The sequence below is a fragment of the Candidatus Nomurabacteria bacterium genome, assembly GCA_023898425.1.
Taxonomy (GTDB): Bacteria; Patescibacteriota; Patescibacteriia; order 2-12-FULL-60-25; family 2-12-FULL-60-25; genus HK-STAS-PATE-2.
On record CP060222.1, the window covers coordinates 192,932 to 219,603 of the forward strand.

The 26,672-nt window shown below is 43.9% G+C and carries 30 protein-coding genes and 2 pseudogenes; 28 read left to right on the forward strand and 4 right to left on the reverse strand.

The window, feature by feature from the left end; genetic code table 11:
• A complete protein-coding gene (locus H6759_01115; GenBank protein USN52663.1) occupies positions 1-372 on the forward strand; it encodes a DoxX family protein in 372 nt (123 codons plus the stop codon).
• Here the strand turns inward: H6759_01115 and H6759_01120 are convergent, their stop codons facing one another.
• Positions 373-726: a hypothetical protein gene (locus tag H6759_01120; GenBank protein USN52664.1), complete on the reverse strand. Its 354-nt coding sequence runs from the start codon at positions 724-726 to the stop codon at positions 373-375.
• Positions 727-792: 66 nt separating this feature from the next.
• Here H6759_01120 and H6759_01125 point away from each other — a divergent pair, with 66 nt between their 5' ends.
• The 8 genes and pseudogenes from H6759_01125 to H6759_01160 all read left to right on the forward strand — a co-directional run bounded on the left by H6759_01125 (position 793) and on the right by H6759_01160 (position 4,948).
• On the forward strand, positions 793-1,119 hold the full coding sequence (locus H6759_01125; GenBank protein ID USN52665.1) for a pentapeptide repeat-containing protein: 327 nt from the start codon (positions 793-795) through the stop codon (positions 1,117-1,119).
• Positions 1,065-1,304: a pentapeptide repeat-containing protein gene (locus H6759_01130; protein USN52666.1), complete on the forward strand. Its 240-nt coding sequence runs from the start codon at positions 1,065-1,067 to the stop codon at positions 1,302-1,304. Before H6759_01125 ends, H6759_01130 begins: the two co-directional genes overlap by 55 nt.
• Before the next feature lie 547 nt (positions 1,305-1,851).
• Positions 1,852-2,055 carry a hypothetical protein gene (locus H6759_01135; GenBank protein ID USN52667.1) on the forward strand — a complete coding sequence of 68 codons (204 nt, stop codon included), beginning with the start codon at positions 1,852-1,854 and terminating at the stop codon, positions 2,053-2,055.
• Positions 2,052-2,350: pseudogene (locus tag H6759_01140) on the forward strand (methylated-DNA--[protein]-cysteine S-methyltransferase). The gene H6759_01135 and the pseudogene H6759_01140 overlap by 4 nt, the downstream one beginning before the upstream one ends.
• A 161-nt stretch (positions 2,351-2,511) precedes the next feature.
• Entirely contained in the window at positions 2,512-2,763 is a 252-nt protein-coding gene (locus tag H6759_01145; GenBank protein USN53020.1) for a hypothetical protein, read from the forward strand.
• A gap of 57 nt (positions 2,764-2,820) precedes the next feature.
• Positions 2,821-3,306 carry a 2'-5' RNA ligase family protein gene (locus H6759_01150; protein ID USN52668.1) on the forward strand — a complete coding sequence of 162 codons (486 nt, stop codon included), beginning with the start codon at positions 2,821-2,823 and terminating at the stop codon, positions 3,304-3,306.
• A 72-nt stretch (positions 3,307-3,378) separates the two neighbouring features.
• Positions 3,379-4,503: a GNAT family N-acetyltransferase gene (locus tag H6759_01155; GenBank protein USN52669.1), complete on the forward strand. Its 1,125-nt coding sequence runs from the start codon at positions 3,379-3,381 to the stop codon at positions 4,501-4,503.
• A gap of 1 nt (position 4,504) precedes the next feature.
• Positions 4,505-4,948, forward strand: coding sequence for an ATP-binding protein (locus H6759_01160; protein USN52670.1), 444 nt, complete (start codon positions 4,505-4,507; stop codon positions 4,946-4,948).
• Here H6759_01160 and H6759_01165 read toward each other — a convergent pair.
• Complete coding sequence (locus tag H6759_01165) at positions 4,935-5,684, reverse strand: glycosyltransferase family 2 protein (protein USN52671.1); 750 nt, start codon at positions 5,682-5,684, stop codon at positions 4,935-4,937. The two genes, H6759_01160 and H6759_01165, sit on opposite strands and share 14 nt — an antisense overlap.
• Before the next feature lie 60 nt (positions 5,685-5,744).
• Here H6759_01165 and H6759_01170 point away from each other — a divergent pair, with 60 nt between their 5' ends.
• The 5 genes from H6759_01170 (at position 5,745) to murB (ending at position 8,494) form a co-directional block, all read left to right on the forward strand.
• Complete coding sequence (locus H6759_01170) at positions 5,745-6,026, forward strand: hypothetical protein (protein USN52672.1); 282 nt, start codon at positions 5,745-5,747, stop codon at positions 6,024-6,026.
• Between the two features lie 73 nt (positions 6,027-6,099).
• Entirely contained in the window at positions 6,100-6,195 is a 96-nt protein-coding gene (locus tag H6759_01175) for a hypothetical protein (GenBank protein ID USN52673.1), read from the forward strand.
• Positions 6,191-6,310: a hypothetical protein gene (locus H6759_01180; protein ID USN53021.1), complete on the forward strand. Its 120-nt coding sequence runs from the start codon at positions 6,191-6,193 to the stop codon at positions 6,308-6,310. Before H6759_01175 ends, H6759_01180 begins: the two co-directional genes overlap by 5 nt.
• Positions 6,307-7,506, forward strand: a complete 1,200-nt coding sequence (locus tag H6759_01185) for a hypothetical protein (GenBank protein USN52674.1) — start codon at positions 6,307-6,309, stop codon at positions 7,504-7,506. The genes H6759_01180 and H6759_01185 overlap by 4 nt, the downstream gene beginning before the upstream one ends.
• 1 nt (position 7,507) lies before the next feature.
• Positions 7,508-8,494, forward strand: a complete 987-nt coding sequence (gene murB / locus H6759_01190) for a UDP-N-acetylmuramate dehydrogenase (GenBank protein ID USN52675.1) — start codon at positions 7,508-7,510, stop codon at positions 8,492-8,494.
• Positions 8,495-8,545: 51 nt separating this feature from the next.
• On the opposite strand, the gene H6759_01195 is transcribed toward murB, so the two are convergent.
• Positions 8,546-8,983 carry a hypothetical protein gene (locus tag H6759_01195; protein ID USN52676.1) on the reverse strand — a complete coding sequence of 146 codons (438 nt, stop codon included), beginning with the start codon at positions 8,981-8,983 and terminating at the stop codon, positions 8,546-8,548.
• 108 nt (positions 8,984-9,091) lie between these two features.
• On the opposite strand from H6759_01195, the gene raiA reads away from it, so the two are divergent.
• Together raiA and secA are read left to right on the forward strand one after the other, a co-directional pair.
• Entirely contained in the window at positions 9,092-9,394 is a 303-nt protein-coding gene (gene raiA / locus H6759_01200) for a ribosome-associated translation inhibitor RaiA (GenBank protein USN52677.1), read from the forward strand.
• Between the two features lie 96 nt (positions 9,395-9,490).
• A pseudogene (secA, locus tag H6759_01205) lies at positions 9,491-12,189 on the forward strand (preprotein translocase subunit SecA).
• Positions 12,190-12,231: 42 nt separating this feature from the next.
• Here the strand turns inward: secA and H6759_01210 are convergent.
• A complete protein-coding gene (locus H6759_01210) occupies positions 12,232-13,581 on the reverse strand; it encodes a methyltransferase domain-containing protein (protein USN52678.1) in 1,350 nt (449 codons plus the stop codon).
• Positions 13,582-13,623: 42 nt separating this feature from the next.
• Between H6759_01210 and H6759_01215 the strand changes: the two genes are divergently transcribed.
• The 12 genes from H6759_01215 to H6759_01270 all read left to right on the forward strand — a co-directional run bounded on the left by H6759_01215 (position 13,624) and on the right by H6759_01270 (position 26,672).
• The gene (locus tag H6759_01215; GenBank protein USN52679.1) at positions 13,624-13,881 is read left to right on the forward strand and encodes a hypothetical protein; all 258 of its coding nucleotides are present in this window, start codon (positions 13,624-13,626) and stop codon (positions 13,879-13,881) included.
• 3 nt (positions 13,882-13,884) lie between these two features.
• Positions 13,885-14,502 carry a methyltransferase domain-containing protein gene (locus H6759_01220; protein ID USN52680.1) on the forward strand — a complete coding sequence of 206 codons (618 nt, stop codon included), beginning with the start codon at positions 13,885-13,887 and terminating at the stop codon, positions 14,500-14,502.
• Positions 14,499-14,921, forward strand: coding sequence for a hypothetical protein (locus H6759_01225; protein ID USN52681.1), 423 nt, complete (start codon positions 14,499-14,501; stop codon positions 14,919-14,921). The genes H6759_01220 and H6759_01225 overlap by 4 nt, the downstream gene beginning before the upstream one ends.
• Before the next feature lie 52 nt (positions 14,922-14,973).
• Positions 14,974-15,354: a YraN family protein gene (locus tag H6759_01230; protein USN52682.1), complete on the forward strand. Its 381-nt coding sequence runs from the start codon at positions 14,974-14,976 to the stop codon at positions 15,352-15,354.
• 103 nt (positions 15,355-15,457) lie between these two features.
• Positions 15,458-16,648, forward strand: coding sequence for a glycosyltransferase family 4 protein (locus tag H6759_01235; protein USN52683.1), 1,191 nt, complete (start codon positions 15,458-15,460; stop codon positions 16,646-16,648).
• 85 nt (positions 16,649-16,733) lie between these two features.
• Positions 16,734-17,309, forward strand: a complete 576-nt coding sequence (locus H6759_01240; GenBank protein ID USN52684.1) for a sigma-70 family RNA polymerase sigma factor — start codon at positions 16,734-16,736, stop codon at positions 17,307-17,309.
• The gene (locus tag H6759_01245) at positions 17,302-18,483 is read left to right on the forward strand and encodes a hypothetical protein (GenBank protein ID USN52685.1); all 1,182 of its coding nucleotides are present in this window, start codon (positions 17,302-17,304) and stop codon (positions 18,481-18,483) included. The genes H6759_01240 and H6759_01245 overlap by 8 nt, the downstream gene beginning before the upstream one ends.
• Positions 18,484-18,750: 267 nt before the next feature.
• A complete protein-coding gene (locus H6759_01250) occupies positions 18,751-20,931 on the forward strand; it encodes a hypothetical protein (GenBank protein USN52686.1) in 2,181 nt (726 codons plus the stop codon).
• On the forward strand, positions 20,928-22,484 hold the full coding sequence (locus H6759_01255) for a hypothetical protein (protein USN52687.1): 1,557 nt from the start codon (positions 20,928-20,930) through the stop codon (positions 22,482-22,484). The genes H6759_01250 and H6759_01255 overlap by 4 nt, the downstream gene beginning before the upstream one ends.
• 474 nt (positions 22,485-22,958) lie before the next feature.
• The gene (locus tag H6759_01260) at positions 22,959-23,180 is read left to right on the forward strand and encodes a DUF559 domain-containing protein (GenBank protein USN52688.1); all 222 of its coding nucleotides are present in this window, start codon (positions 22,959-22,961) and stop codon (positions 23,178-23,180) included.
• A 171-nt stretch (positions 23,181-23,351) separates the two neighbouring features.
• The gene (locus H6759_01265; GenBank protein ID USN52689.1) at positions 23,352-25,694 is read left to right on the forward strand and encodes an O-antigen ligase family protein; all 2,343 of its coding nucleotides are present in this window, start codon (positions 23,352-23,354) and stop codon (positions 25,692-25,694) included.
• Positions 25,695-25,736: 42 nt separating this feature from the next.
• The gene (locus tag H6759_01270; GenBank protein ID USN52690.1) at positions 25,737-26,672 is read left to right on the forward strand and encodes an SDR family oxidoreductase; all 936 of its coding nucleotides are present in this window, start codon (positions 25,737-25,739) and stop codon (positions 26,670-26,672) included.

Below are 26,672 nucleotides of genomic sequence, written 5' to 3' on the forward strand. Positions count from 1 at the left end.
ATGACTTTTTCATCACGTCTTATTTTGCGGTGGTCGTTTGCGGCGTTATTCTTCTGGTTTGGTTCGCAGCAACTTTTTTCACCTGCAAGCTGGGTTGGTTTTTTGCCAGAGTTTACGGGCTATTTTCCGATTCCGGGTGAGATGTTGGTGCAATTAAATGGATGGTTAGAAATTGTGTGCGCATTCATGCTGCTTATCGGTCTTTATACACGAATTATCGCAGCTTTTCTTGCCTTGCACCTTTTTGGTATCGCTTTTACGACAGGGGGCGCTATTGGCGTGAGAGATACAGCGCTTGGAATGATCGGTATCGCGTTAGCGCTTTCACCGACTGACGATTGGGCTCTGGATGCAAAACAAAAAGCGCAGTAATTACTGCGCTTTTTTGTAACTGATTTTGAAGACGGGTTCGTACTTTTGGTCATTTTCGTCCATGAGCTCGAGGCTTTGGCCTTTCATGAGCATGGTAAGCGAAAGATCGGTGAGGAGCATTTCGTCTGATTTTACGTCTAAAGCAATTTTCTCGAGTCGTTCGAGTTCTTTGGTAAAGTCTGAGCGAATTTCGTTTTCGATGCGTGTTTTTTTGAGTTTTAGCTCATTAAGCTCTTCAACAATATCTTGGTAGGGCTTTGATTGGGCTAATACATCTTTAAAAATGACGTTTACCTTTCTTTTTTCTTCTTTATTGGCACGAATGCGTGCGTGGATTTCTTGGAGTTTAGACATAAGGTTCAAGTTGGGGGAGTATAACGATAAGTTGGCTATTTGTGAAACCATCGTCTAGACTTATTTATGGAGATTCTAAAAGGCGAAGATTACTCACGTGAGACCTTCGAAGGAATAAGTCTATCAGCACTCGATGCTCGTGACGTGACCTTTTCTGATTGCGTCTTTCGTAAGTGTCGTTTTGATAAAGCGAATTTTTCTGGAGCAAGTTTTAATGACTGTGTCTTTGAGAATTGTGAACTAAGTTCACCTGATTTTTATCGAACAACATTGTATGGCGTAAAATTTGATGGAGGTAAAGTTGTTGGTGCAAATTTCTCGAAGAGTAATAGTAAATTTTGGACATCGCCTTTAAGCAATGCCTTATTTCAACATGTGATTTTTCTTCGTTAAAACTTAAACGCACACCATTTCTTCAATGCAGAATTCAAGACGTTACGTTCTATGCCACCGATTTAACTGAGGTAGATTTTAGCGGAAGTGATCTTGCCGGAAGTCGTTTTAGACAATGTGATTTCAATAAAGCGGATCTTTCGCGTGCAAAAATTACGAAATTGATATTACGGAAAACAAAGTGAAAGGTGCAGAGTTTTCGTTACCTGAGGTCGTTTCGCTTTTATCGGCGCTTGGTATTAATATCCGCTAATATGAATATACTTTTACCCAAGATAAAAGAAGCGGGTCTTGTTGGTATTAAGAATATCCTGTCGACCTATGCGGTTATGTTAAGGGTATTTCTTATTGGTACCATTATAATGATCGCACTGCTTTTCAAGGTAGATAATACGCATATCGCCTATCAGGTGAGCTCAAGTATATGGCTTTTGCTTGTTCTTTGTTTCGGGATAAAGGCAGCGCATAAGTCGCTGAAGTCATTGGGTAAATGGGCTTGGTTTGGTGGTTTAGTTGGTTTTATTGTTCCGGTAATAGTGGGTTTACCTTTGATAATGATACGCGGTCGTGCGCGTAATCAAGGCGAGAGAGAATTTTTATTTGCGCTTTGGTCGGGTCAGATGGAGGCTGTTCTTATAGCTATCATCTTTATTATGATCATCAGCGCTCCTATTCTTATCGGAGGTATTACCGCAACGATATCAAGCTTGGCGATCGGATATTTGATATTCTATGAACGAATCGACTATTTATTATCAATTCGCAAAAAGCCGTTTTGGCGATATTCTTATTGCTTCAACTGGGCGCGGTATTTGTTATTTAGGATTTGTGATGAAGGATAAAGAGACGGCATTGAAAGAATTGCAAGCACGTTTTGTAAACGTAGCTCTCATCAATAAGTTAGATAGCTTTCAAAAAGTGCGCTTCAAGCAATAAAAACAGGAGATGCCTCTGCTGTGACGTTCGATCTTTACGGTACGCCGTTTCAATTAAGTGTTTGGCGCGCATTACAACGCGTTTCTAGAGGTGATACAGCAACCTATAGTGAGATAGCAAAAGCTATCAAAAACCAAAAGCTGTGCGTGCTGTTGGTACAGCAATAGGAAAAAATCCAATCGCGATACTCATTCCGTGTCATCGCGTCGTCCCAACATCTGGAGGAATTGGCAATTATCATTGGGGAGTAGAGCGAAAGCAGAAACTGATTGAGAGGGAGAGGTCTTTGTGCTAGCGTTGTTTTATGGAAAAGACGTATTCAGGGGTTTTCTCTTTAATCCCAAGACACAGAGCGTTTTGCTTCACCAACGCGATGAGAAGGCTGCAGTTAACCCTAATAAGTGGGCATTTTTGGTGGTTTAAACGAGGGGGGACGAAACACCTCAACAGGGTTTTATAAGGGAGCTGTTTGAGGAAATTGGTTTAGTTGTTGAAAGTGAAGAAGTGCTCTTGTTAAGAGATTATCTCAATGAAGAGTTAAGTACTTACCGGTATGTATTCTATGTTGAATCTGTAGTGTCCGTTGGTGATTTAGTTTTGGGAGAGGGTCGGGGATTTGATTGGATAGCATTGTCAGAATTAAGTCGTTACGATCTGACAGAAAAAACACAAGAAGATCTAGAATACTTTAAAAATACTATTAAGTGATATGACCTACTTTGTTGCCTATGTATTTCGAGGTGAAGCCGAAGAGAAAATTAGTGCTTGCGTAATGATATTGCTCGTACATTTGACGTGCACGAAGCCCTGAGAATACCTCCGCATATTACGTTGTTCTATCCGTTTGATACGGAAGCTGAGAATATTGGTCGCTTGCAACATGATTTGGATAAATTAGTAAAATTAATAACAGCGCTTCCTTTGTCTGTTGTGGGCTTCAAACCTTTCGATAATGAGGTGTGGTTTTTGGACCTTGAACAAAAAGCCGAGTTGCATGCTATTAAAGATGCTATTACACACTTAATAAAATCATCGCTTAATATCGTCGATCAACGACGCTTCTCGGATGTTTATTTTCATTGCACCTTGGCATTCAGAGATGTTACTCCAGAAAAGTTTGAAGCAATCGGCGAGTACCTCAAGGATAGACAGCCACCAATTGATTATTTTGTTCTTGATGCTGTCGCAATACTGGAGCAACAACAAGATAGGACTTGGAAGGTTCTTTCTGTGCATCCATTATTAGGCTGAACAAGGTATATGAGGTCACCGCTCTGCCTGAAAGTCGTCACTCGACGGCTATTATGTTAGCGTGTCTTTAATATGGAAAAGATCCCAAGCTCTGAAAAGCTTTATGTGGTTAGTGAAGCCCAGCCCGAAGATGCTGCTGGTATTGCGCGTGTCAGAAAAGAGACGTGGTTAGCGACGTATCCTAATGAAGAATTAGGAGTTAATGTCGAGGATATTCTTTCAAAGGATCTAGAAAGCGAACAAGAAATCTTGAACTGGAAAAAAGCCATTGAGAATCCATTGAGCACAAGAAAGGTTTTTGTTGCAAAAGATCATGAGACCGTGATTGGTTATGGTCAGGGTAAAAAAGGTGAATCACACAATGAATGTTGGGGGCTCTATGTTTTACCTGCGTATCACGGCAAAGGCATCGGGCGTGAGCTCATGCAGAAAGTGATTGATTGGCTCGGTGATGAAAAGCCACTTGAACTTAACGTTGCGACTATCTCGACGAGTGCTATTGAATTGTATAAGTCGTTTGGATTAGTAGAAGTTGATGAACCAGCTTCATCGCCGCAGTTTACTTCAGGTGCAATATTACCTTCGATAAAGATGATAAGGCCTGCCAAAGACCAAAACAAGCATGACTGGGTGAAGTATCTCGAGCAAACCAGAGAATATCCGCCATCACCATTATTGGTTAAGGCAATGGCAGATCATAATGCAAGAAATAGCGCCTTAGATTTGGGCGCAGGACAGCTTAAAGATACGAGGTATCTTTTAACGCAAGATTTTTTACATATTGATGTTGTTGATGCCGAGCCAGCTGTTGAGAGTTTGGTTGAAGATCTTAAAGACGAGCGTGTTAAAGTAACAACTGCGACATTCGATGCTTTTAACTACAAAGATAACACGTATGATTTAGTGAACGCTCAATATGCGATACCGTTTGCCTCGCCAGAAGTATTTGAAAAAGTCATGATTGGAATTAAGCGATCATTAAAACAAAATGGTATCTTCGTCGGTCAATTATTCGGCAAACGTGATGAGTGGAATACCCCAGGAAAAGAAATGACGTTTCATTCTGAAGAAGAAGCGAGAGCGTTGTTTTCAGATATGGAGTTGTTAACGTTTGAAGAAGTAGAACGTGATTCACGCACGTCAAGTGGAGCACCAAAACATTGGCATTTCTTTAATATTGTTGCCAAAAAAATCTAATATGAAAGTCACCATCCTTCGCGGTATCTCTGGATCCGGAAAAACAACGTGGACGAAAAGCAATGCTCAAGACGCTACGATCATATCAACGGATGATTTTTTTATCGTTGATGGCGTTTATACCTTCGATATCACCAAGTTAGAAGAAAATCATCGCAAGGCGTTTCGACTATATTTAGATTCTTTAGTGGCTGGTAAAGAGTGGATTGTTGTTGATAATACCAATGTGCAAGCTTGGGAATATTCGCCTTATGTTTTAGCGGCAGGTGCTTACGGGTATGATGTAGAACTTTTAACGTTTGAATGTTCTGCGGATTTAGCTTGGTCTCGCAAGCAATTACTCACCGAAGAAAAGCTACGAATTATCGCAGAAATGTTTAAGCGCGAAACAGAAAAGATGCCGAGAATTTTTAAAAATATTAACCGCACGATTATTTGTTCGTAGATTGGTAACGTTTTTTTAACGCGAGTATTTCTTTCAATATCTGCGGCGCTTCACTTAATTTTACACGACTCATCGATCCGTTCTTCCAGGTAACAGGTAGTTCTTTTACGGAGTATTGTTTTTGTTTTGCTTTTAGCAATATCTCAACATCAAAGGTCCATCCTGTCGTTTCAAGGTTTTGAAAGAGTTCTTTTGCGACTGGTGTTTGAAAGGCTTTAAATCCACATTGTGTATCGGTGTATTCTAAATCGAGTGTATGTCGAATGATTGCATTAAATGTATTACCAAAAACATGACGATACCAGGGTTGCGGTTTAGCGATACGAGCATCACGAATTTTTCTTGAACCAATAACGATAGGGTGATCTTTGAGCGCTGGGATAAATGATAAAAATGTAGATGGTTCAGTCGCAAGATCAGCGTCTAAAAAAACGGTATAAACACCTTTCGCTGCACTTACTCCTGTTTTTACCGCTTCACCTTTGCCTTTATTTATCTCGTGACGAAGGAGTTTCGTTGTTGGGTATTTTGATACAAGGTTGCTCGTAAGGGTTGCGGTTGCATCCGTTGAACCATCATCAATAACAAGGATCTCATAGGGTTTTTGCAAGGTGTCAAAAACCTCCGCAATCCTGTTTAGGGCGTTTTCGATACTCTGCTCTTCGTTATAAGCAGGGACGATAATGGAATATTCCATTGATAAAATAAGTGTAGCAAGATGGGGTAAAATTGACATCTTTGCTCAATTATTCTAAATACGAACCTCCTTTTAACCTTTGGAGGAGAGGAGGTCTCAGTGACCAAAGCCATTACATTTGATGAAGAAGAAGTCATAAAGTTTGCTCGTTATTTGCACGAGCACAATATGGGCAGACTCGATTTCTGTATAAGTCTACGTAATGCCTTTTTTCGGGTCTATGACGATAATTATGCATATATCGCCACATATCCACTCACTGAGGCGGTTCAGATCTACAAAGAGCACTTTCAAGTCCCTCGTGACTATTGGCTAAAAGCCATCGAAGCGGTTGATATTCGACCTGCAGAATTAAAGGCTATTCAGCCACTTTGGCCATGAACCCCTCCTGTTTTGCAATACGTGCAAGCGGGTAGGGGTTTTCTGTTTCTTGTTTGTCTACTATTCTCTGTCTATGAATCTCACAGAATTAAAGCGCGTCCATTTTATCGGCATTGGTGGTATTAACATGTCCGGTGTGGCAAAAATCTTAAAACGATCCGGGTATTGAAGTAAGTGGTTCTGATGCGGCAAAGTCTGAAGCTACCGATGAGCTCGAAAAAATCGGCGTTACGGTTGTGATTGGTCACGACGCAAAAACATCCCAAAAGATGTTGATTTGGTGATCTATTCTTCTGCGGTACCCGTCACCAATCCAGAGCGCGCAGAAGCGATGAAGCGCAATATTCATCAGCTCACAAACTTTGAATTTCTCGGAGAATGGACAAAAAATAAACGTGTGCTCTTAATCACCGGTACACATGGCAAAAGCACCACTACTTCTATCACGGGATTATTACTCGAGAGTGTAGACGCAGACCCAACCGTTATTGTGGGGAGTCGTGTACCGTCTTTTCCTGATGGTAATGTTCGTCATGGTCATTCTGATTGGGTCGTAATCGAAGGTGACGAATACGCAAAACATTTCCTTGAATTCAAGTCATTTGCGGTGATCGTAAATAATATCGAACTTGATCATACGGATATCTATCCTGATCTCGAGGCAATGTTAGACGCTTTTCGCGAAATGTTAGAAAACGTCCAAGATGGAGGGATCGTACTTGCAAACGCTAATGATCCGCATGTGCAAACGGTTATCGGTGGTGTACGTGCGCAACTCGAGGCACGACGCATTCGTGTAAAGACATTTGGATTTGGTATGCATGCGGATATTCCAGTGACAGATTATATGACGAAAGCAGGGGAGCAGTCTTTTATGTTACGTGATCTCGAAGGACGTCCACATCGATTTGTCATGCATGTTCCTGGCAAGATGAATGTAATGAATGCAGCAGCAGCACTCGCACTCGTTGGTTCGATCGGGGTTTCGTTTTCTAAACTTGTTAAACCAATCTCAGAATACAAAGGTATTTGGCGTCGATTTCAAATTATTTCAGAAGCAAATAATCATACGATTATCTCAGATTACGGTCATCATCCAACGGCGGTCGCGGCAACGCTTGAGGCAACGAAGCTTTTTTATCCAGGAAGACGAATTGTGTTGGCGTTTCAACCTCATCAGCGTCAACGAACAAAAGATCTTTTTGATGCTTTTATCCCAGCTTTTGAAAAAGCGGACGCCTTGGCGTTGGTTGAGATTTATGATGTTGCCGGTCGTGAGACAGGGCTTGCGATTAGCTCGAGAGATTTACAAGAAGCAGTGGTACGCAACGACTTAGAACGTGGGGTTATGAGACATGTCGAATATGCACCCGATGTTCAGGCGGCAAAAGAACTGGTAAAGCGTTGGATGCGTCCGGGAGATGTTGTTCTTGTTATGGGAGCTGGAGATATTTATCAAATCGCAACGGAGCTTGAATAATATGGAGGTTTTATCAGAACAAAAAAAAGAAGCATTTGAAAAAGCGTTTTCTGGTGTTACGCGCGATGAGCTGATGGCGAAGCATACGAGTTTTCGTGTTGGTGGTCCTGCGCGTTTATATGTAACGGCAATGAGCGCCGAACACTTAATAGAAATGGTGCGCTTTGCACAAGAGCAGCAGATTCCTTTTGCTGTTTATGGTGGAGGTTCAAATATTCTTGTCGCCGATGAAGGTTTCGAAGGAGTTATTATCCAAACCGGTATGCGAGATATTCAGATCGAAGGTACCAAGGTCAAAGCAGAAGCGGGTGCCATCACTGGTATGGTTGCGCGCAAAGCCGTAGACCATGGACTCGGGGGTTTTGAATGGGCGGTTGGTGTACCGGGTACTATCGGTGGCGCTGTTTATGGTAATGCGGGGTGTTATGGCGGCGAGATGAAAGATCATGTTGTTTCTGTTGAAACATTACGTTTGTCGGATTTTTCTTTGGTAACGTATAGCAATCAAGAATGTGTATTTGGCTATCGTTCGAGTTACTTTAAAAAAGTGCCACATGTCATTTTATCGACGACCATGGAGATCGCACAATCAACAGATGTCGAAGCTTCAAAAGAAAAATTGCAATGGGTGATGAATGAACGTAAAGACAAGCAACCGCTTGGCGAATCGAGCGCTGGATGTGCTTTTAAGAATTGGGATTATCAAAATGAAGAGCAATTAACTATTTTAAAACGAGAGATTCCAGAAATTCCAGAAGGGATGTTAAAAGCAAAACGCGTTTCGGCAGGTTGGCTCATTGATCAAGCGGATATGCTTGGTGCCTCAATTGGTGATGTCGCGGTAAGCGAAAAGCATGGTAACTTTATGGTAAATAAAGGCAAGGCGAAAGCGGCAGATATTGTCGCGCTTATCTCACGTGTAAAAATGAAGGTGAGAGATTTATACGGGATTGAACTAGAAGAAGAAGTGCAGTTATTGGGGTTTTGAAATAAAACAACACCGAGTGACGGTGTCGTAACCATAGACATTACTGATTGTCTAATTTTTGTAGGCCGCGCATAGACGGTCGAGCGCGCGTAATCCTTCGGTAAGGGTGTACTTGTTATCAATGGGTGAGCTTTTTTTCACCTGATCAATAATTTTCGACATGTTCGTAACCACGACGAAGGGATTTTGCTCTACATGCAGCGTCCAGCCTTCGTTGTTGCTAGTCGCGATAAGCCCGAGAACGATTTTATCTTCGTACGTTGGTCTGACGAATACAGCTGTCGTTTCGTCCGAGAAGACGATGATTTTTAGTTCGAGCTTGTGTCGCACGAGGCGTAGAATTTCATAAGGTACAGGACTTCGCTCCGCTCCCTCTTTGGTCGCGGTTACCTTTACTTTCTTTGGATCGAGTTTTTGGCTCTTGTCCAGAAGTTTGTGCTTATTGAGAACGGAGCCAATTTCACTGAGACGCTCATTATAAAGGGACATGTTTCCTCCAGTTCAATGAGATTACTCAGATATAGTTTTGGATGTCAATTGGTTAAGGTGTGCCGAGGCGGCTTGCATGCTCGGTGCGTATGCGCGAAAATATATCATATGACTATCAACGTAAAAGCCAAAGGCATCGAGATGACGCCAGCCATTCACGCATTTTCTGAAGAAAAAGCTCAATCGCTTGATAAATACGCGGATAATATCAATCACATTGATGTTGAAGTGGGTAAGCAAAGCGCCCACCATCACTCAGGCGACGTTTTTTTCTGTAAAATGATCGTTGATGTGAACGGGCATATTATCATCGTAGAGCGCGATGCTGATGATCTCTACAAGGCCATCGACAAGGTCCGTGACCATCTTCGTGTAGAAATCACTGATTGGAAGGAAAAACAACGCACTTAGTGCGTTGTTTTTGTAATAAATACACAAAAACGAGATTCTTTTGCCTGGTTGAGCCAAGTATTGGCAAAAAAAGCCTCAATAGTCTAAGATCCCCGCATGCAATCTATGATAAAAAAGCTCTTTGGCGACCCAAATGCCAAAGAAGTCGCAAAGTTTCGCAAAACCGTTGATGAGATCAACGCTCTTGAAGTTGAGATTCAAGCGCTCTCAGATGATGCGTTAAAAGCAAAAACCGCCGAATTTAAAGAACGTCTCGCAAAAGGAGAGTCTTCTGAAAAAATGATTCCGGAGGCATTTGCTGTTGTTCGCGAAGTATCGAGACGTGTATTAAAGCAACGTCAGTATGATGTGCAGCTTATTGGTGGTCTCGCCTTAAACAAAGGTATGATTGCCGAGATGCGCACCGGTGAAGGTAAAACACTTACAGCGCTGCTGCACCTGTGTATATGAATGCTCTTACAGGCAAAGGTGTACATGTTGTAACGGTAAACGATTATCTTGCACGTCGTGATGCGGTTTGGATGGGACAAGTCTATGATTTTTTGGGACTTACGGTTGCTTGTACTCAACCATATAAAAGTTTTCTCTATGATGCTTCTTTTAAAAATGAAGCAGAACATGATGCAGAGCGTGATGAGACAGGTAATTTTAAAGTAGATCACGACTATCTTCGTCCTTGTACGCGTAAAGAAGCGTATGCCGCAGATATTACCTACGGAACAAATAACGAGTTTGGTTTTGATTATTTGCGCGACAATATGGCTTCAAGCGCTAACGGTCTTGTTCAGCGCGGTCTTCATTTTGCTGTTATCGATGAAGTTGATTCGATTTTGATCGATGAAGCTCGTACGCCGCTTATTATCAGCGCGCCTGCAGAAGAGGCGGGTGAGGTCTACTATCGTTTTGCTGATGTTGTACATGATCTTATCGAAACCGATGATTATACGTTGGACGAAAAACTTAAGACCGTAGGATTGAATGATGCCGGTGTCGAAAAAGTGCAAAAATCACTCGGTGTCGATAACCTCTATGAAGATGGGGGATTAAAAACGGTACATCATGTCGAACAAGCCTTAAAAGCAAAAGCTTTGTTTAAAAAAGATCGCGATTACGTTATTCATGATGGTGAGATCGTCATCGTTGATGAGTTTACAGGTCGTCTTATGGTGGGTCGTCGTTATTCGGATGGGTTACATCAAGCCATCGAAGCAAAAGAACGTGTAAAGATTCAGCGCGAGTCTGTTACGCTTGCGACGGTAACATTTCAAAACTTATTCCGTCTTTACGAAAAGCTTTCTGGTATGACGGGTACGGCAGAAACAGAAGCAGAAGAATTCCATAAGATCTACAAACTCGAAGTATTATCCATCCCGACTAATAAACAAAATCAACGTCAGGATCTTGTTGATCGCGTCTATAAAAGTGAGCTTGGTAAGTATCGTGCCGTTGTTCGCGAAATCAAAGCGCGTCACGCAACGGGTCAGCCGGTGCTTGTAGGTACAGCGTCAATCGATAAAAATGAGCTTCTCTCAAAGATGCTTGAGATTGAAGGCGTGCCTCACAATGTGCTCAATGCGAAAAATCACGAAAAAGAAGCGGAGTTTATTGCTCAAGCAGGTCGTCGTGGTGCTGTTACGGTAGCGACAAATATGGCCGGTCGTGGTGTGGATATTCTTCTTGGTGGTAATCCTGCTGACGAAAAAGAAGCAGAAGCGGTAAAAGCGCTTGGAGGATTATTTGTTCTAGGTACAGAACGACATGAATCACGTCGCATCGATAATCAGTTACGCGGTCGTGCTGGGCGTCAGGGTGACCCAGGTTCAACGCAGTTCTATCTCTCGATGGAGGATGACCTAATGCGCATTTTTGGCTCTGAGCGGATGCGAAAGATGATGGATACGCTTGGTTTATCAGAAGATGATGCGATTGAGCACAAAATGTTAACAAAGTCTCTTACGGCCGCACAACAAAAAGTCGAAGGTCATAACTTTGATCTACGTAAACACGTGCTTGAATATGACGATGTATTAAATAAGCATCGTACGTCTATCTATCGTAAGCGTCGTGATATTTTGGAGGCTTCGATGAAGCCAACAGTTGATGGCGAAAGTCCTCTTAAGTCTATTGTTCTCGAAGCGTATGATGGAGAGATTGAACAAATCGTTTCACATCACTCAGCTGCCGAGGTCAATGTAGACTGGGATGCTGATGAGATGACAAAGGCTGTCGCATCACTCTTGCCGCAAGGTATGCCTCTAAGTGAAGAATGGCTAAAAGCTATTGATGCGCTAAAAGAAGAAGGTGATGCTGTGTTACTACGTACAAAGCTTATCGAAGCAGGTCAGGCACTTGTTCGCGCTGGATATGATCGTCTTGCAAAAGATGTGAATGATCCAAGTATGATGACGAACATTGAGAGCTCACTGCTTTTGCAAAGCATTGATAATCTCTGGGTGCATCACCTTGAGAATATGGATTACCTACGTCAGGGTGTTGGTTTGCAAGGCTATGGCCAACGCGATCCGCTCGTTGAATATAAACGCGAATCATTTAGACTCTTTCACGAGATGCTTGCTGCCTTTAATCAACGCATCGTAACGAACCTCTTTAGAGTGCGTTTGATTCGCGATGAACCTAAGGTCGAAGTACCTGCAGAGAACCCACGCGAAAACGACGATATCTTTGATCCAAGCAAGCCAACTACCGAGATGGTTGATCCAGGTACGCTTGGTCGTAATGACGAATGTTTCTGTGGGAGTGGCAAGAAATATAAAAAGTGCCACGGTGCCTCGTAATAAAAACACTCCGCAATGACGGAGTGTTTTTATTTGGTTTGCTTATTTGATTTTGATGGCGCGAATGGCCATAAAAAGTGGAAACTCGTTACGAGCGAAGTTTTCTGCTTTTGCTTTTGGACCGGAGTCTGATACGCGGTTAGAGATAAGTTCTTCGAGACCGTCAACAGCGAAACCATGACGAGCGAGGGCGCTGATATAGGTTTGCAATGGACGATGGTACGAATAGGTTTTCTCTTCTGGCGCTGCACCTGGATGCATTTGGATTGGTTGTTCGTACTCCGTTAGATAACGGTCGATACGGCGGAACTGTAATTTGCGTTCTTCATCCCAACCCCAGCCACTTTGACGTGGTTGACGGAAGCCTGGGTGGTTGAGGGTGATAACAAGCGTTGCATTTTGTTTAAGAACGCGGGCAAGTCCACGGAACATAGATTCGAGTGGATCGATGTTTTGAATAGCGAGATTGATCACAGCGCCATCAAATTCGTTTTCTTCGCGTTGTAAGAGCGCGGTACGAGCGTCACCAACTTCGAATGTTTCATTTTGCTTTGCTCCTTTTTTTGCAGATTCAATCAAGGTAGGTGAAGCATCAAGACCAATAACTTTGGCGCTGACCTTTGTTGCAAGTAAATGGCTAAAGGCACCTTGTCCACAAGCGAGATCAAGATAGGTCTTACCTTCTTTTGGACTCAAGAGCTTGATAGCGGCTGGAAATACAACGTCTTGTTGATAGTCACCGCCGGATTTGCCCATATAGTCATCATACCAAGGTGCCACTGGCTCCCAACTGGATTTAGGGTTGTGAGTGCTGCGAGTGATATAGGTCTTACGTGAGCTATTGTCCGCATTAAATGGACGGTCGTTGTAAGTACGCTCTTCACGGTCACCAGAAGGTTTGCGATCACCGTAAGGTTTTCGGTCGCCAAATGTTTTTGGACCACCAAATGGTTTGCGGTCACCCCAAGGACGAGAAACGTAAGGTTTTTTGTCACCATATGCTGGCTTTCTATCACTATAAGATGGACGATCACCACCGTAAGAAGGTTTGCGATCACCATAAGACGGACGACTAGCGCCATAAGCTGGCTTTCTATCACCATAAGATGGACGATCACCGCCAAAGGATGGTTTACGGTCTCCGTAGGATGGACGATCACCACCGTAAGATGGCTTGCGATCACCATAAGATGGACGGCTTGAACCTCCGTATGAAGGTTTTCTGTCACCGTAAGATGGGCGACTAGCGCCATAAGCGGGCTTATCGCCGTAGGATTTACGGGCACCGAATGAGGGTTTGCGGTCGCCAAAAGACGGTTTTCTGTCACCGTATGAAGGTTTACGGTCCCCGTAGCTTGAGCTGGAGGAGCGGGGATAGGAGGGTTTTGGCATAATGGCGCGCATGGTACACTAAATGAGAATAAAATCAATACTATGATCCTACGTTTTTTTGTTGGCATGATTATTGCCGCTCTTGGTACGCTCATGATTCTCAAGACTGAGCCTATCTATGATTTTGTTGGACGTATCCCAACAGCTGAAAAGTACCTTGGTTCAGGTGGTTCAAGACTATTTATCAAGCTTTTAGGTATTATCGTGATTATTGGAGGTTTGATGTGGGGGTTAAATTTGTGGGGAGGCTTTTTACAGGCGACCCTTGGATCTCTTTTTCCAAAGCCAGATATTCAATAGCGTATGAAACAAAGCCGTAATCAGCTCATCGATGCTGCAGCCGTTTGTAGACGTCTCGGTTTGTCAGATGGCGAGGTATTTGCCGACCTTGGTTGTGGCGCTCACGGGCATTTTGTTTTTCCTGCGGCAGAGCTTGTCGGCCCTGGTGGCAAGGTCTATGCCGTTGATATTGATAAAACAGCGCTTCATGCCATAGAACGAACGGCAAAAAACGACCATTGTTTTCAGGTGTCAGTTATTTGGTCTGATATTGACATTGTTGGTGCCACGCGTATTCCGCCAGGCACAGTAGACTTGACGCTTATTGCAAATAACCTCTATCTTTCAAGCGATCGACATGGTCTTGTTTCGGAGGCGATACGTCTTACGAAGCCGGGCGAACGCATTTGTGTTATCGAATGGAAGTCTGGTCAAAGACCTATCGGGCCTCCTGCTGATGCGCGTATGAGCGAAGACGAAGTAAAGTCATGCTTCGAGCAAACAGAATGTGTTTTTGTAGAGCGTTTTGACGCAGGAGATGAGCACTATGCACTCGTCTTTAAGAAAAAACGCGTCGCTGCTCTCGCTGAGGCTCTGTCGGTAGCTGTGTCGCAACCCGCTATTCTTTCTTCATCTCTATGAACTTCATTACACCACTGTTTTCACTCTCATTTTGGTTTTCATATTATGCTACGCCTTTTTCACCATGGGTAAGTAAGCTTATTCTTATTTTGTTGGCGGTATTAGCACTTAGCTCTATTCTTCTTTTGTTATGGAAGCGCCAACTAAAAGATATCGTAAAACGCCACGCAGCAAGTCGTTTAGCGACATGCGGTATTACTTCGGTTATTGTTGGGTTATTGCTCTGGCTCATGACATATGAAAATATCCCATTTCTTTCGGCCAGAATTTTTTGGCTTCTTTGGCTCGGTATCTTTGGTACCTGGAAAGTAATGATCTTTCGCCGTTATCAAAAAGAGCAACGCGATGCACGTATGACGCATGACCCAGAGCGCGCCGCATACGAAAAGTATTTACCAAAGCCAAAAGGTCGTAAGTAATTTTAAAAAATCGTTTGACAGAAAAAAGAAAAAAGTGAACGGAGTAGGTTCTATGACCTACTCCGTTTTTGTGTCTTCTCCTTCTCATCGAGCGATCGGCGATGGGGGAGAATCACTCGCTGTTACCTATTTTATCAAAAAGGGTTTTGAAATTATCGATCAAAATGTCCAATATCGCTTTGGTGAAATAGACCTCGTCATCAAGCGTGATCATGTTTTGCATTTTGTCGAAGTAAAGTATCGACGATCGTTAACCTATGGAAGACCGGAGGAGTCTGTGACATTTCAAAAGCTTCGGCGTATTCGTTTAGCGGTTCTTCGGTATCTGCAAGATCGCGGTTTGCAGGCACGCTCTATTCAGATTGATGTTTTAGCGATTTTGGCTTTACCGGGACAAGACGTCGAGTATACATGGATTTCTCCTGCGGTTTGAATCATATTATTTGGCTAATATTAGCGTAATTATTGCCAATTACCCTTGACAAAATGGCTAAAATAAGGCAATATCGTCGGTCTCCCTTAAAAAGGACACGCCTATGCCTACTATCGCCATGATTGGTCAAAAGGGTCTTCCAGCCCGCTCAGGAGGTATTGAACGTCATGTTCAACATCTTGCCACAAGCCTCGTAGAACGCGGTCACCGCGTTATTGTGTTTGGTCGTGCCTGGTATGTTGCTCAAAGCAAGGCACCAAACGGTGTTGAGCAAATTATTACAAAAGGCATCAAGACAAAGCATCTTGATGCAATTACACATTCGTTTACGGCTATTCTTGCCGCACGTAAGCTACGTCCTGATATTGTTCATATACATGGTGCAGGCATTGCTGTTCTTGTTCCACTTGTTCGTCTACTGGTACCAAAAGCAAAAGTTGTCGTTACGTTTCATTGTATTGATCGTGTTCTGACAAAATGGGGTCGTTTTGCAAGACTCGTCTTTTCTATTGGCGAATGGAGTTCTTGTCATCTTGCGCATCGTACCGTAACCGTTTCTCAAGATCTCGCTCAATATTGCGCAAAAACCTATGGTGTTCAGCCTTGGTATATCCCACATGGTATTCCGCAAGCTGAGTTTCCAGCTAAAGCACAAGAGTATCTTGAAAAGCATGAGCTAACCGAAGACCAGTATTTCTTATTTGTTGGACGTCTTATCCCTGATAAAGAGGCGCATTTATTGATTGAGGCTTATGCACTCGCTGCACAAAAATCACAAGCGGTAAAAAAGATCCCTCTTGTTTTGGTTGGTGCCTCGTCTTTTAGTGATAGCTATGCAAAGTCTCTTATCCATCGCGCTGCCGCTATTTCCGGCGTGCATTATTTAGGTGAGCGCTATGGTGAAGAGATGGCTGTACTACAGTCACGTGCTATGGCGCATGTCTTTCCGTCATCAAGTGAGGGATTGTCTTTGGCTATTGTCGAAGCTTGTCAGTACGGTAAAACGGTTATCGCTACTGATATCCCTGCAAACCGCGAAGCGACGGGTGGTTGGATGATTCCGGTTGGCTTAAAAGATATCGAAGGAATGTCAGAAGCTTTGGTACGTATTGCCGAGCGTCATCCAGCAGAACGTCGCGAGCTTGGTCAAAGAGCACAAGTACATGTTGCACGTGTTCACGACTGCGATGAACGTGCAAACGATATGGTTCGCGTCTATGCTGATGTACTTGGTCAGTCCCGTGATCTTGTTACGCCAATTCAATTAAGTTCAAACCCCTTAGCGTCTTTATAATAGGATCAGAGATCACTTGATTATATCTCGTTATCTCGTTACTATATTTCGACTGTTCTGCGCCCGATTCCACGGCATTCTACGCATGAGTCAGTTCATCGACCAATTTGACCTCTACCGACTGCGCACAAAACGTGATGCAGATGCCTTTGGGCGTGTGTACGATCGTTATGTTGAGTCGATTTTTCGTTTTGTCTCATTAAAGCTCCCAAACAAAGCTGCTGCAGAAGATGTAACAAGTGAAACCTTTTTGAAGCTCTGGCAGATTATATTACAAAATCAAGAACCGATTAGAAATGTAAGAGCCTTTTTATATCGTATTGCAAGAAATACCATTGCAGACTACTACCGAAAGCAAGCATCAGATGCGAGTGTAACGTTTTCGGGTTCTGAAACGTCTTCTATAGATGAGGACCCAGTCTACTCGGATCAATCCGCAAATCAACGCGCGATCGAAGCCCGAGCTGACCTACGCTTGATTCTCGACCAAATCGAACGCTTAAAAGAAAGTTATCGTGACGTGCTCATGCTACGTCTCATCGACGGACTCTCCTTTGGTGATATTGGTAAGGTCTTGGATAAAAGCGTTGGTAATGTCCGTGTTATCTACCATCGTGCGATTAAAGCGCTCGATGGCCTCGTCCCACCAGAACATGAATAAACGCGAACTTCTCAAACGTATGCAAGCCGTAAAGACGGCTGAGCGTTTGATTTCGCCAGATAAGCAATGGATGAGCGATACACGTACAATGCTTATGACGCAGGTAAAGCATTCATTACCTGCTGAACCAATGCCAATACCCGCTAAAGCCAAAACAGCTTTTAGCATGTTCGTAAAACAATCCTATTCTGCTATTAGAGGTCCTGCCTTGATTTTGTCATCCGTTGCGATGGCATTGCTTGGTGGATCACTATTTAGCGTTTCAGCCTCGGAGCGATCACTCCCGGGCGAATTATTGTATCCAATTAAAATTGCTTCTGAACAAACAAGGCTTGCTTTTGCAAAAACAAAAACCGACAAGGTAAAGCTCAAAACAGAATTTGTAGAAAGACGCGTTAATGAAATGAAAGAGATTGTAAATCAACCAGGCGCACAACCAGAACGCGTAAAGCTCGCGGCCGAAACCTTAAAGCGTGATCTGAATACCGTTAAACAACAACTCAAAGAAGCAAAACAAGAGCTACCAGCTGCAGAAACGGCAAATGTTGCAAAGATTGTTGATAAAGCAACAAGCAAGGTAGCAACAGATTTAAAGACAATGAAAAATGAAGACTCGCTCACAAATGTAAAAGCATCGCTCTCAGAAGCGCAGGTAGCAGCAGTAGATACATCCGTTAGCGCAGTAGCGGTCTTGGTAGAAGTACAAAAAAATCCCGACTCTGCCATTTCTACCGAAGAAGTAACACAAGCGGTTGCGACAAAAGTTGAATCTTTCCGATTAGATCTTACGGTGGCAACAGATAAGCTAAACGCTTTGCCCACGACAACGTTAACGCCGGTTATCGTAGCGGGTAATTCATCAGCAACGATTTCTATTACCGTAACAGCTTCTTCGTCAGCAGAGCAAATCAACTCAGCGAGTTCCTCATTACAACAAGCAAGCGACTACTTACAAGATAATAAACTCGACGAAGCCTCTACAAAACTCGTCGAAGCAGCCAAAGTCTTAGTTCAGGCAGATACGTCTATTGATATGGTGGCGAGTAAATCGTCAACAACGCAACAAGCGCCAAGTATAGAGCCAGAAACACCTATACCAACTAGCACATCAAGTACTAAAGCGACCACGGTAACAAGTTCAACAACTAAAGCGACGACAACGACAGCCAAGTAAGATTTCTCCGCCAAACAGGGCCACGCTGCAATCGCAGGGTAGCCCTGACGAGCGGGGGAATCTATCGCTCCGATGAGTTTACTCATCCCAGCAAGTACCTTGTGCTTCCGCTCGCGCTCGATTCCGCCAAGGCCCAGATTATAAACGTCGAGCATTCGCCTTCGAATGCATCAGGGCACTTCATTCAAAACCTTCCTAAGCCCTGCCTCTATGATTCAATTAAGGATCTATTGGCGGACGCAATTGGCCATAAGGCCCAAATACTACATGTTTAAGAAGATTTTCTCCGGTATTGTATCTGCGACGACCATTGCATGGTCCGTTGGTGCTGGTGCTCTTGCACTTCCATCAATTGCTTCAGCTGCAACTGCTGGTGACCTCATCAAGGCTTCCGGTCCTGCTGTGTACTATTACCACACAGACGGTAAGCGCTATGTTTTCCCTAACGAGAAGACATATTTTTCCTGGTTCAAAGACTTCTCATCCGTTAAGACCATTTCGGATTCAGAACTCGCATCCATCTTTGTTGGTGGCAACGTAACTCTTCGCCCTGGTACTTACCTCGCAAAGGTAACGACAGATCCTAAAGTATACGCTGTATCACACGATGGTACTTTCCACTGGATTGAGTCCGAAGCTATCGCTAAGGCTCTCTACGGTGACAATTGGGCACAGCGCGTCATTGACGTACCTGATGCTTTCTTCATCAACTACACTGTCGGCACATCCGTTTCAACGGCTGTTCACCCTGACGGTACAGTTGTTTCCAAAGACGGTTCAAAATGGGTTATCGACGCTGGTAAAGCTCGCATGATCTCTGATGACTCCGTATTTGCTTCAAACGGCTACAACGCTGCTTTCACAATCCCTACGACCATCGCTTACGCGGCTGGTTCAAACGTAACGGCTCGTGAAGGTCGTCTTGCTGACGTTATCTACGGTGCAGGTACGCCTGTATCCGGCAGCATCACTGTAGCTCTTGCTTCAGACACACCTGCTGGTATGGTCGTTCCTATGAACGCATCATCTGTAATGCTTGCTAAATACAACTTCACTGCAGGTTCAGAAGCTGCGACCATCAGTGGTCTCCGTCTTCGCCGCGTTGGTGTTGGTGCAACATCAGATCTTGCAAACGTTTACCTCTATGACGCGAACGGCGCACGTCTTACGACGGGTCGCACGATCAACTCACAGACAAACGAAGTTGAATTTAACAACTTGAACATCTCCCTCGCTGCTGGTCAGACAAAATCACTTGTTGTAACAGGTGACTTCTCTGCTCCTGTACAGGTTGGTGGTCAGCACTCATTCCAAATCATTGACGCTTCTGCTGTCATGACTGGTGGTGTTGTATCCGGCTCCTTCCCAGTTGCTGGTAACGTGTTCACGGTTGGTACAATCTCAGCTGGTGTTCTTAATGTAACGAAGGGCACAACGCCTTCGAACCCAAACACGGGCACGACTCAAGCTGAAATCTCCAACTTCAAGCTCGAAGCTAATACAAACGACATCGAAGTCCGCCGTATTACGCTTCTCCAAGCTGGTTCAATCTCAAACTCAGATCTTAAGAACTTGAATCTTTACCAAGGTGCAACTTTGGTAGCTTCAGCTTCATCCCTCATGGGTGATAAGATTGTGTTGAACTTCAACCCAGCAGTTGTTATCCCTAACGGCACCACACGTACGTTCACCCTCAAGGCGGACATCTCTGGTCGCTCGGATCGTGATATCAAGACCTTTATCGAATACACAACTGACGTTTATGCTGTAGACAAGCTCTACAACTCCGGCGCTTCTGTTGATATTTCTGGTTTTGATGGTACGGCTTCTAACTTTATCTCTGTTGACGTTGAAGGTGGCGCTCTTACGATCGCTGCTAACGGCCCAGCTACTGGTAACGTTGCTAAAGGCACGCAAAACGTACCATTCTTCAAATTCTCCATCACCTCTTCAGAGAGCGATGTTGAAATCCGTAACCTCGACTTCGTAGTTGAAGGTCTCTCTGGTGCTCTTCTTAAAGGTACGTCTGGTACAGACTACTTCCGCAATCTTCGCGTGAAGAATCTTGACACAAACGCTACTTTGATGGGTCCAACGACTCCTTCGGTTTACACGAACGCTGATTCGAAGACTGCAATTAATCTCAATGAATCATTCTACATCCCAGCAGGGAAAACGATGAATCTTGCTATTACAGCTGACCTTGCTAATAACGAGGACGGTGCTGCAGAATTCTTTGGTAATCAATACCGTGTAACGCTTGGTAACGGTGCTCTCTTCGGTGCAAATGATGTTCGCATCACTGCAACGGGTGAATACCTTGATGTAGCAAAAATTATCCCTAATAGTGATATTGCGGGTAACCCAATGACGGTTAAGACTTCAAGTCTTGACGTTACTCTCGCTGCTAACCCAGCTTCATCCATTGCCGTTAAAAGCAACAGATGATTCCTGCAACAGGCATCACGCTCACTTCTGGTGCGCAATCTGATGTTACTGTTCGCTCGATCAAACTTACCGGTGAAGGTAAGGTTGGCGCTGGTCCTGTCGGCGTTGCTAACTTCAAAGACGTTGTAACGGCTTGTAGCCTTTATGACGGTGAGACAGTGCTTGGTACAACACAAAGCCTTGATTCAACCAATGGTACAATCCAGATCACAAATATGAACCTGGTAGTTGCTGCTGGTTCATCAAAGACCCTTGTTGTTAAGTGTACTGCTGACTCAACGGTAACTGCCGGTACGGGTGACTTCTTCCGTGTTGGTATTGCAAGCAATGTAACGGATATCGTTGCAGAAGATGCAGACAACAACACTTTGACGCTCACCGGTACAAACGCAGCTCCAGCTAACGCTTCAGCTCAAAACGTTAAGACCGGTGGTGACGTAACTGTTACTGCTAACAGTCTTCGTCAATCAACGATTCTCGTTGCTGACGGCTCAACTTGGCAAAACATCTCTTCTTACAAAGCAACCGCATTGTACGAAGAAGTTGCTATTGACCGTGTTGCTGTAACACTTCCTAACACCATCGAATCAGCATCTATTGCTTCGATTGCTATCGCTCAAGGCGGTGCTGTAAAGGGTGAAACGACTCTTCCTGCAGGTAACACAGGTGTCGATAAGGATATTATCCTCACAACTCCTATCATGGTACCTAAGGATGGTAATACAACCTTCGAAATCTGGGTTAAACTTAAACCAGTCGTAGGTGTTATTGCCAACCCAGGTGCAGGTATCGCTCGTTCTGGTAACCTTGTCCAAGCTGGTATCCAATACAACCTCCAAGCAGGTGAATGGGATGCTGCATACGCAGGTAACCTTAACGTTCGCTTGATCGGTCAAGCTTCTGGTGACCGTTTGTATGCACCAGCAGGTGCAGCAATCGTTGGTAATCAGTTTGTTGTTCGCAAGACCAAACCAACTATTACTCGCCAAGCTCTTGCTTCAAGCACATTGACAAATGGTACAGACAAGGACTTACACAAGTTCCAGGTCTCTGCTGATGCTAATGGTGCTGTTGCATTGAAAGAAATGACCTTCGATGTAAACTTTAGTGGTGCTACCGCTCTTTCAAACTTCCGTTTGAAGAAAGGTGCTACACTTATGAACACATCGGATGTTTCTATTCAAGACGAAAATGGTGTTGACCTTAATGCTCCGGCTGCTTTCGCTGGTAACCAAGTAATCGTAACCTTCACAAATGAAGAGAACATTAGTGGTTCCGGCGTTGTCTACACACTTGTAGCTTCAGTCGCTGGTTCAGTTTCTGGTGATCAGGTTAGTGTTGACTTCGCTCGTGATACCGTAAACGGTACTCTCACTGGCGTAATCACAGCTCCTGGTACAGTTGGCGCACAAATCGGAGCAGACGATGTCTTCTTCGCATGGTCCGACAACTCAGAAATTCCTCACTCAGATGTATTTGCTGGTCCTTCGTCACAAGACTGGATCAACGATGTTTATCTCGAGGACCTCGCAGGCACAAGCCTTTCACGCTAATAGCGTTTAAGACTCTGTCTCACAAAACCCGCCTCACGGCGGGGTTTTTAATAACTCACCCGGATTTTCATCAAAGATGAAAATCGTCCCTCTCTATGGAGAGAGGTTTTTCAGAATTCTGATGTAGCCTCAGAAGATCCCCCTCCTTTTGGAGGGGGATCTTCTGTCTCCGAACACCCTCTCTCACAGAGAGGGACATTTATGCCGAAGGTATAAATTGGGTGAGTAGCGCGAAGGCTTGACGATGCCCCCATTCATATGGAACGGGGTAGATATGATCATCGCTAACTATAACCGCGCTTTAAAAGCGCGCTCACAAGAACTAAGAAAAACCAAACTCAGGCAGAAAAGATCTTTTGGTACGAGGTTCTCAAAAACCACCATTTCATATGTTTACCTGGCGTAGACAAAAACCTCTTGGTAACATTTTATTGTTGATTTTTATTGCACAGAATTAAGGCTTGTTGTTGATAGATGGATGGCAAGATCCATGAATCACAGGTTGAAAGAGATGAAGAAAGAACGCTCGTCTTACAAGAAGAATATGGTTTGCGGGTGATTCGCTTTACGAATGATGAGGTTTTATATGAGAGAGGGAGGTTGTGGCGCGGCTTCGCGCAACTCACCCTGGCTTTTGCTAAAGCAAAGAGCCGGTCCCTCTCTGTGGAGAGAGGGTGTTCGGAAGGCTGCGACTGATCTGGAGCGTACGTTATTTTTTATAAAAAATAACGTACGCTCTGCCATCAGTCGCGGCCTCCGAACACCCTCTCTCACAGAGAGGGATATTTATCGCAACGCGATGAATTGGGTGAGTGGCACCCCGTACGTTGTGCTCATGTGGCCTCACGGTGTATCCTATACATCATTATGAATCGTTCTTCTGCTATCAAGTTCTTTAAAGCTATTACGCTTCTCGGTGTTTATGGGGGTTTACTTGTGCCTCCGATGTTTATCCCGGTTGTTATCTTTCCGTTTGTCTTTTCTAAACTCATTTTCTTACAGGTACTTATCGGTATTACGTTTCCTGCGTATATCGCCTTGGCATGGATGGAGCCTGCATATCGTCCTAAGAAGCATTTACTTACGGGTGCATTACTTTGGTATTTTGCCGCGGTAGCGCTTTCGGTATTATTTGCTGTTGATCCAATGCGTGCTTGGTGGGGTAATCAAGAGCGTATGAATGGGTTATTTACCCTCCTTCATTTCTTGGCGTGGTTCTTGATGATTACGGGCGTTATTCGTACTTGGGATGAATGGAAAAAGCTTTTGCGTTTTGAGGTATGTATTGGTGGTTTTATGGCGATAATCGCGATGTTGCAAAAGCTTAATCCAAATTTATTGATGTTTCCTGCTGGTCCTCGTGTGGGTGGATTATTGGATAATCCAATTTACATGGCAGCGTATCAGATTTTTAACCTGTTCTTCTTGGGTCTGCTTTGGTGGAAAGAAAAATCCAAAGGCTGGAAGTGGGGCTATGGATTTATCGCTCTTTTGGCCATTATCGCGTTTTTCTTGGCACAATCTCGTGGTGCTCTTGTAGGGTTGGCAGTTGGGTTATTGGCCTTTGCTTTTTATATCGGGGTTTTCTCAAAGAGCAAAAAACATAAGCTTGCGGTTTTTGGTGGCTTGGCAGCACTCGCTATTGGATACGGAGGGCTCTATGTAGCTCGCGATGTACCATTTATCAAAGCTTCACCGCTTTATCGTCTTGTGGATTTTCAAGCGACGATTACCACGCGTCTTATTGCATGGGATATTGCTTGGAAGGGTTTTAAAGAGCGTCCTTTGACGGGTTGGGGTTTTGATAATTTCCACATCATCTTTAACCAGCACTATAACCCACAATCATTACGCTTTGGTCAGTACGAAACGTGGTTTGATCGTGCGCATAATACGGTATTAGATGTGATGTCGATGACTGGGCTCTTTGGTCTTATTGGCTTCATTGCTATTTATATTACGATTTTCTACTCCTCCTGGAGAGCCTATAAAAAAGGCTGGATCGATTTACCTATTGCGGCAATGTTGTTTTCTTTACCGATAGCGTATTTTGTACAAAATCTTTTTGTCTTTGACCACCCAGCTGGATTTACCATGAGCTATTTGCTCTTTGCTCTCGTTGTAGGTGCAACACAAAAAGACTTTGTTGGTGAAAAATCCAAAGAAGAAGTAAAAGAAGAGGCCGAAGGTCGTCACGAAGCTCCTTGGATTGCGTATGGCGCGATTTCGCTCGCTGCGCTCTTTATTGTGTGGGCATATTCAATCACACCATTCAATATTTCGCGTATCGCTTTACGTTCCAATGGTCTTATTAGCTCAAACCCACAAATGGGTATCGACCTTGCAAAACAAGCGAGAGACTACGGTTGGACACCGTATGTTGATGAGCAATCATTCTTGCTATCCAGAAATCTCATTTCAATTGCGGGCGCACAGCCTTCGGCGGTACAATCACCGATTTGGAAGGACGGGTATCAGTTAGCAAAAGAGCTTAGCCTCGAAGAAATCTCTCGTCATCCAAAAAATACGCATCCACGCTTTATTTTGGCACGTTTAGCACAAGAAGCTTTTGTTGGTGATGCTCCAGAAGGCCAAGTATCATTAGACCAATACAAAGAGGCGATAAAATTGAGTCCACAACGTCAGCAATTGCACTTTAGTCTTGCGCGTCTCTATCTTATGGCTGGTCGTGTAGATGATGCGCTCGCGATTCTAAAAGACGTCACAACTTTTGATCCAGATGCGGGTGAACCATTCTGGAATTACGGCCTCTCACTCTTATTTGATAAAAAAGATGTAGACGGTGGTGTCGCTGCGATTATGCAGTCTCAAACAGCGGCTTACCCATATCGCTTTACAAATGCACGTGAACTTACCGTTTTGACGGACGCGCTCATTGTCTCAAATGATCAAGCGGTATTTGATCGCTTTATAAGAGAGCTTGCAAATACGGATTACTTTCCGCGTTTAACGGCAACAGAATACGGTCAAATCGCTGTTCGCTTGCATCAAGCAAATAAGATTGAGTGGAGAGACGCCTTCTTACAAGCTGCAAGTGAAATCGATCAAAACACTATGGCAGAATATACAACGATTCTTACGACGCCGGCAGCTACGACCACAACCGAGGCTGCGGCAACGCCAGCAAATACGAGTGTTACCTCGACGAGTCAGGTGGCTACAGGTACCTATAAAGGCCCGCGAAATTAAGTGGACGACCCTAGTACTTAGTGCTAGGGTTTTTCTATTATTATGATCTCCAAACGTGTATTAGTAACAGGTGGTGCGGGATTTGTCGGATCACATCTTTGCGATCGTTTGATTGCCGATGGACATCATGTTATTTGTCTCGACAATCTCTTTACAGGGTCTAAAAAAAATATTGAGCATCTTGCTCATCATGAACGTTTTACCTTTGTTGAGCGTGATGTGACGCTGCCGTTTTTTGCTCAAGTAGATTGGATTTTTAATTTAGCATGTCCAGCGTCGCCAAAGCATTATCAATTTGATCCAGTGGCTACGGTGCGTACCAACGTTTTGGGGATGATCCAGATGCTAGACCTCGCCAAAACAACCGGGGCACGGATTCTTCAGGCATCAACATCAGAAGTGTATGGCGATCCTTTATGTCATCCACAACATGAGGAGTACTGGGGGAATGTTGACCCGATTTCAAAACGCGCTTGCTATGACGAAGGAAAGCGCTGTGCCGAAACATTGTGCTTTGATTATCATCGTGAATTTGGTATCGATATTCGTGTGATTCGTATCTTTAATACCTATGGCCCCCGTATGGCGATGGACGATGGCCGCGTTGTTTCGAATTTTATCGTACAAGCATTACGGGGTGAGGATATTACTATCTACGGTGACGGGTCCTTTACGCGCTCTTTTCAATACGTTGATGACCTTATCAATGGAATGATCAAGATGATGCAAAAAGAAGGGTTTACAGGGCCAGTAAATATCGGCAATCCGTCTGAATTTACGATTAAGGAGCTCGCAGAAATGGTTATTGCACAAATACCAACTTCATCAACGATTACCTACCATCCAGCGGTACAAAATGACCCTAAGCAACGTAAACCACATATCGATCTAGCAAAAAAAGAGCTTGACTGGGAGCCTTCAGTTCCATTAGTAGAAGGACTAAGAAAAACCATCGAGTATTTTAAAACCGTCGTTTAA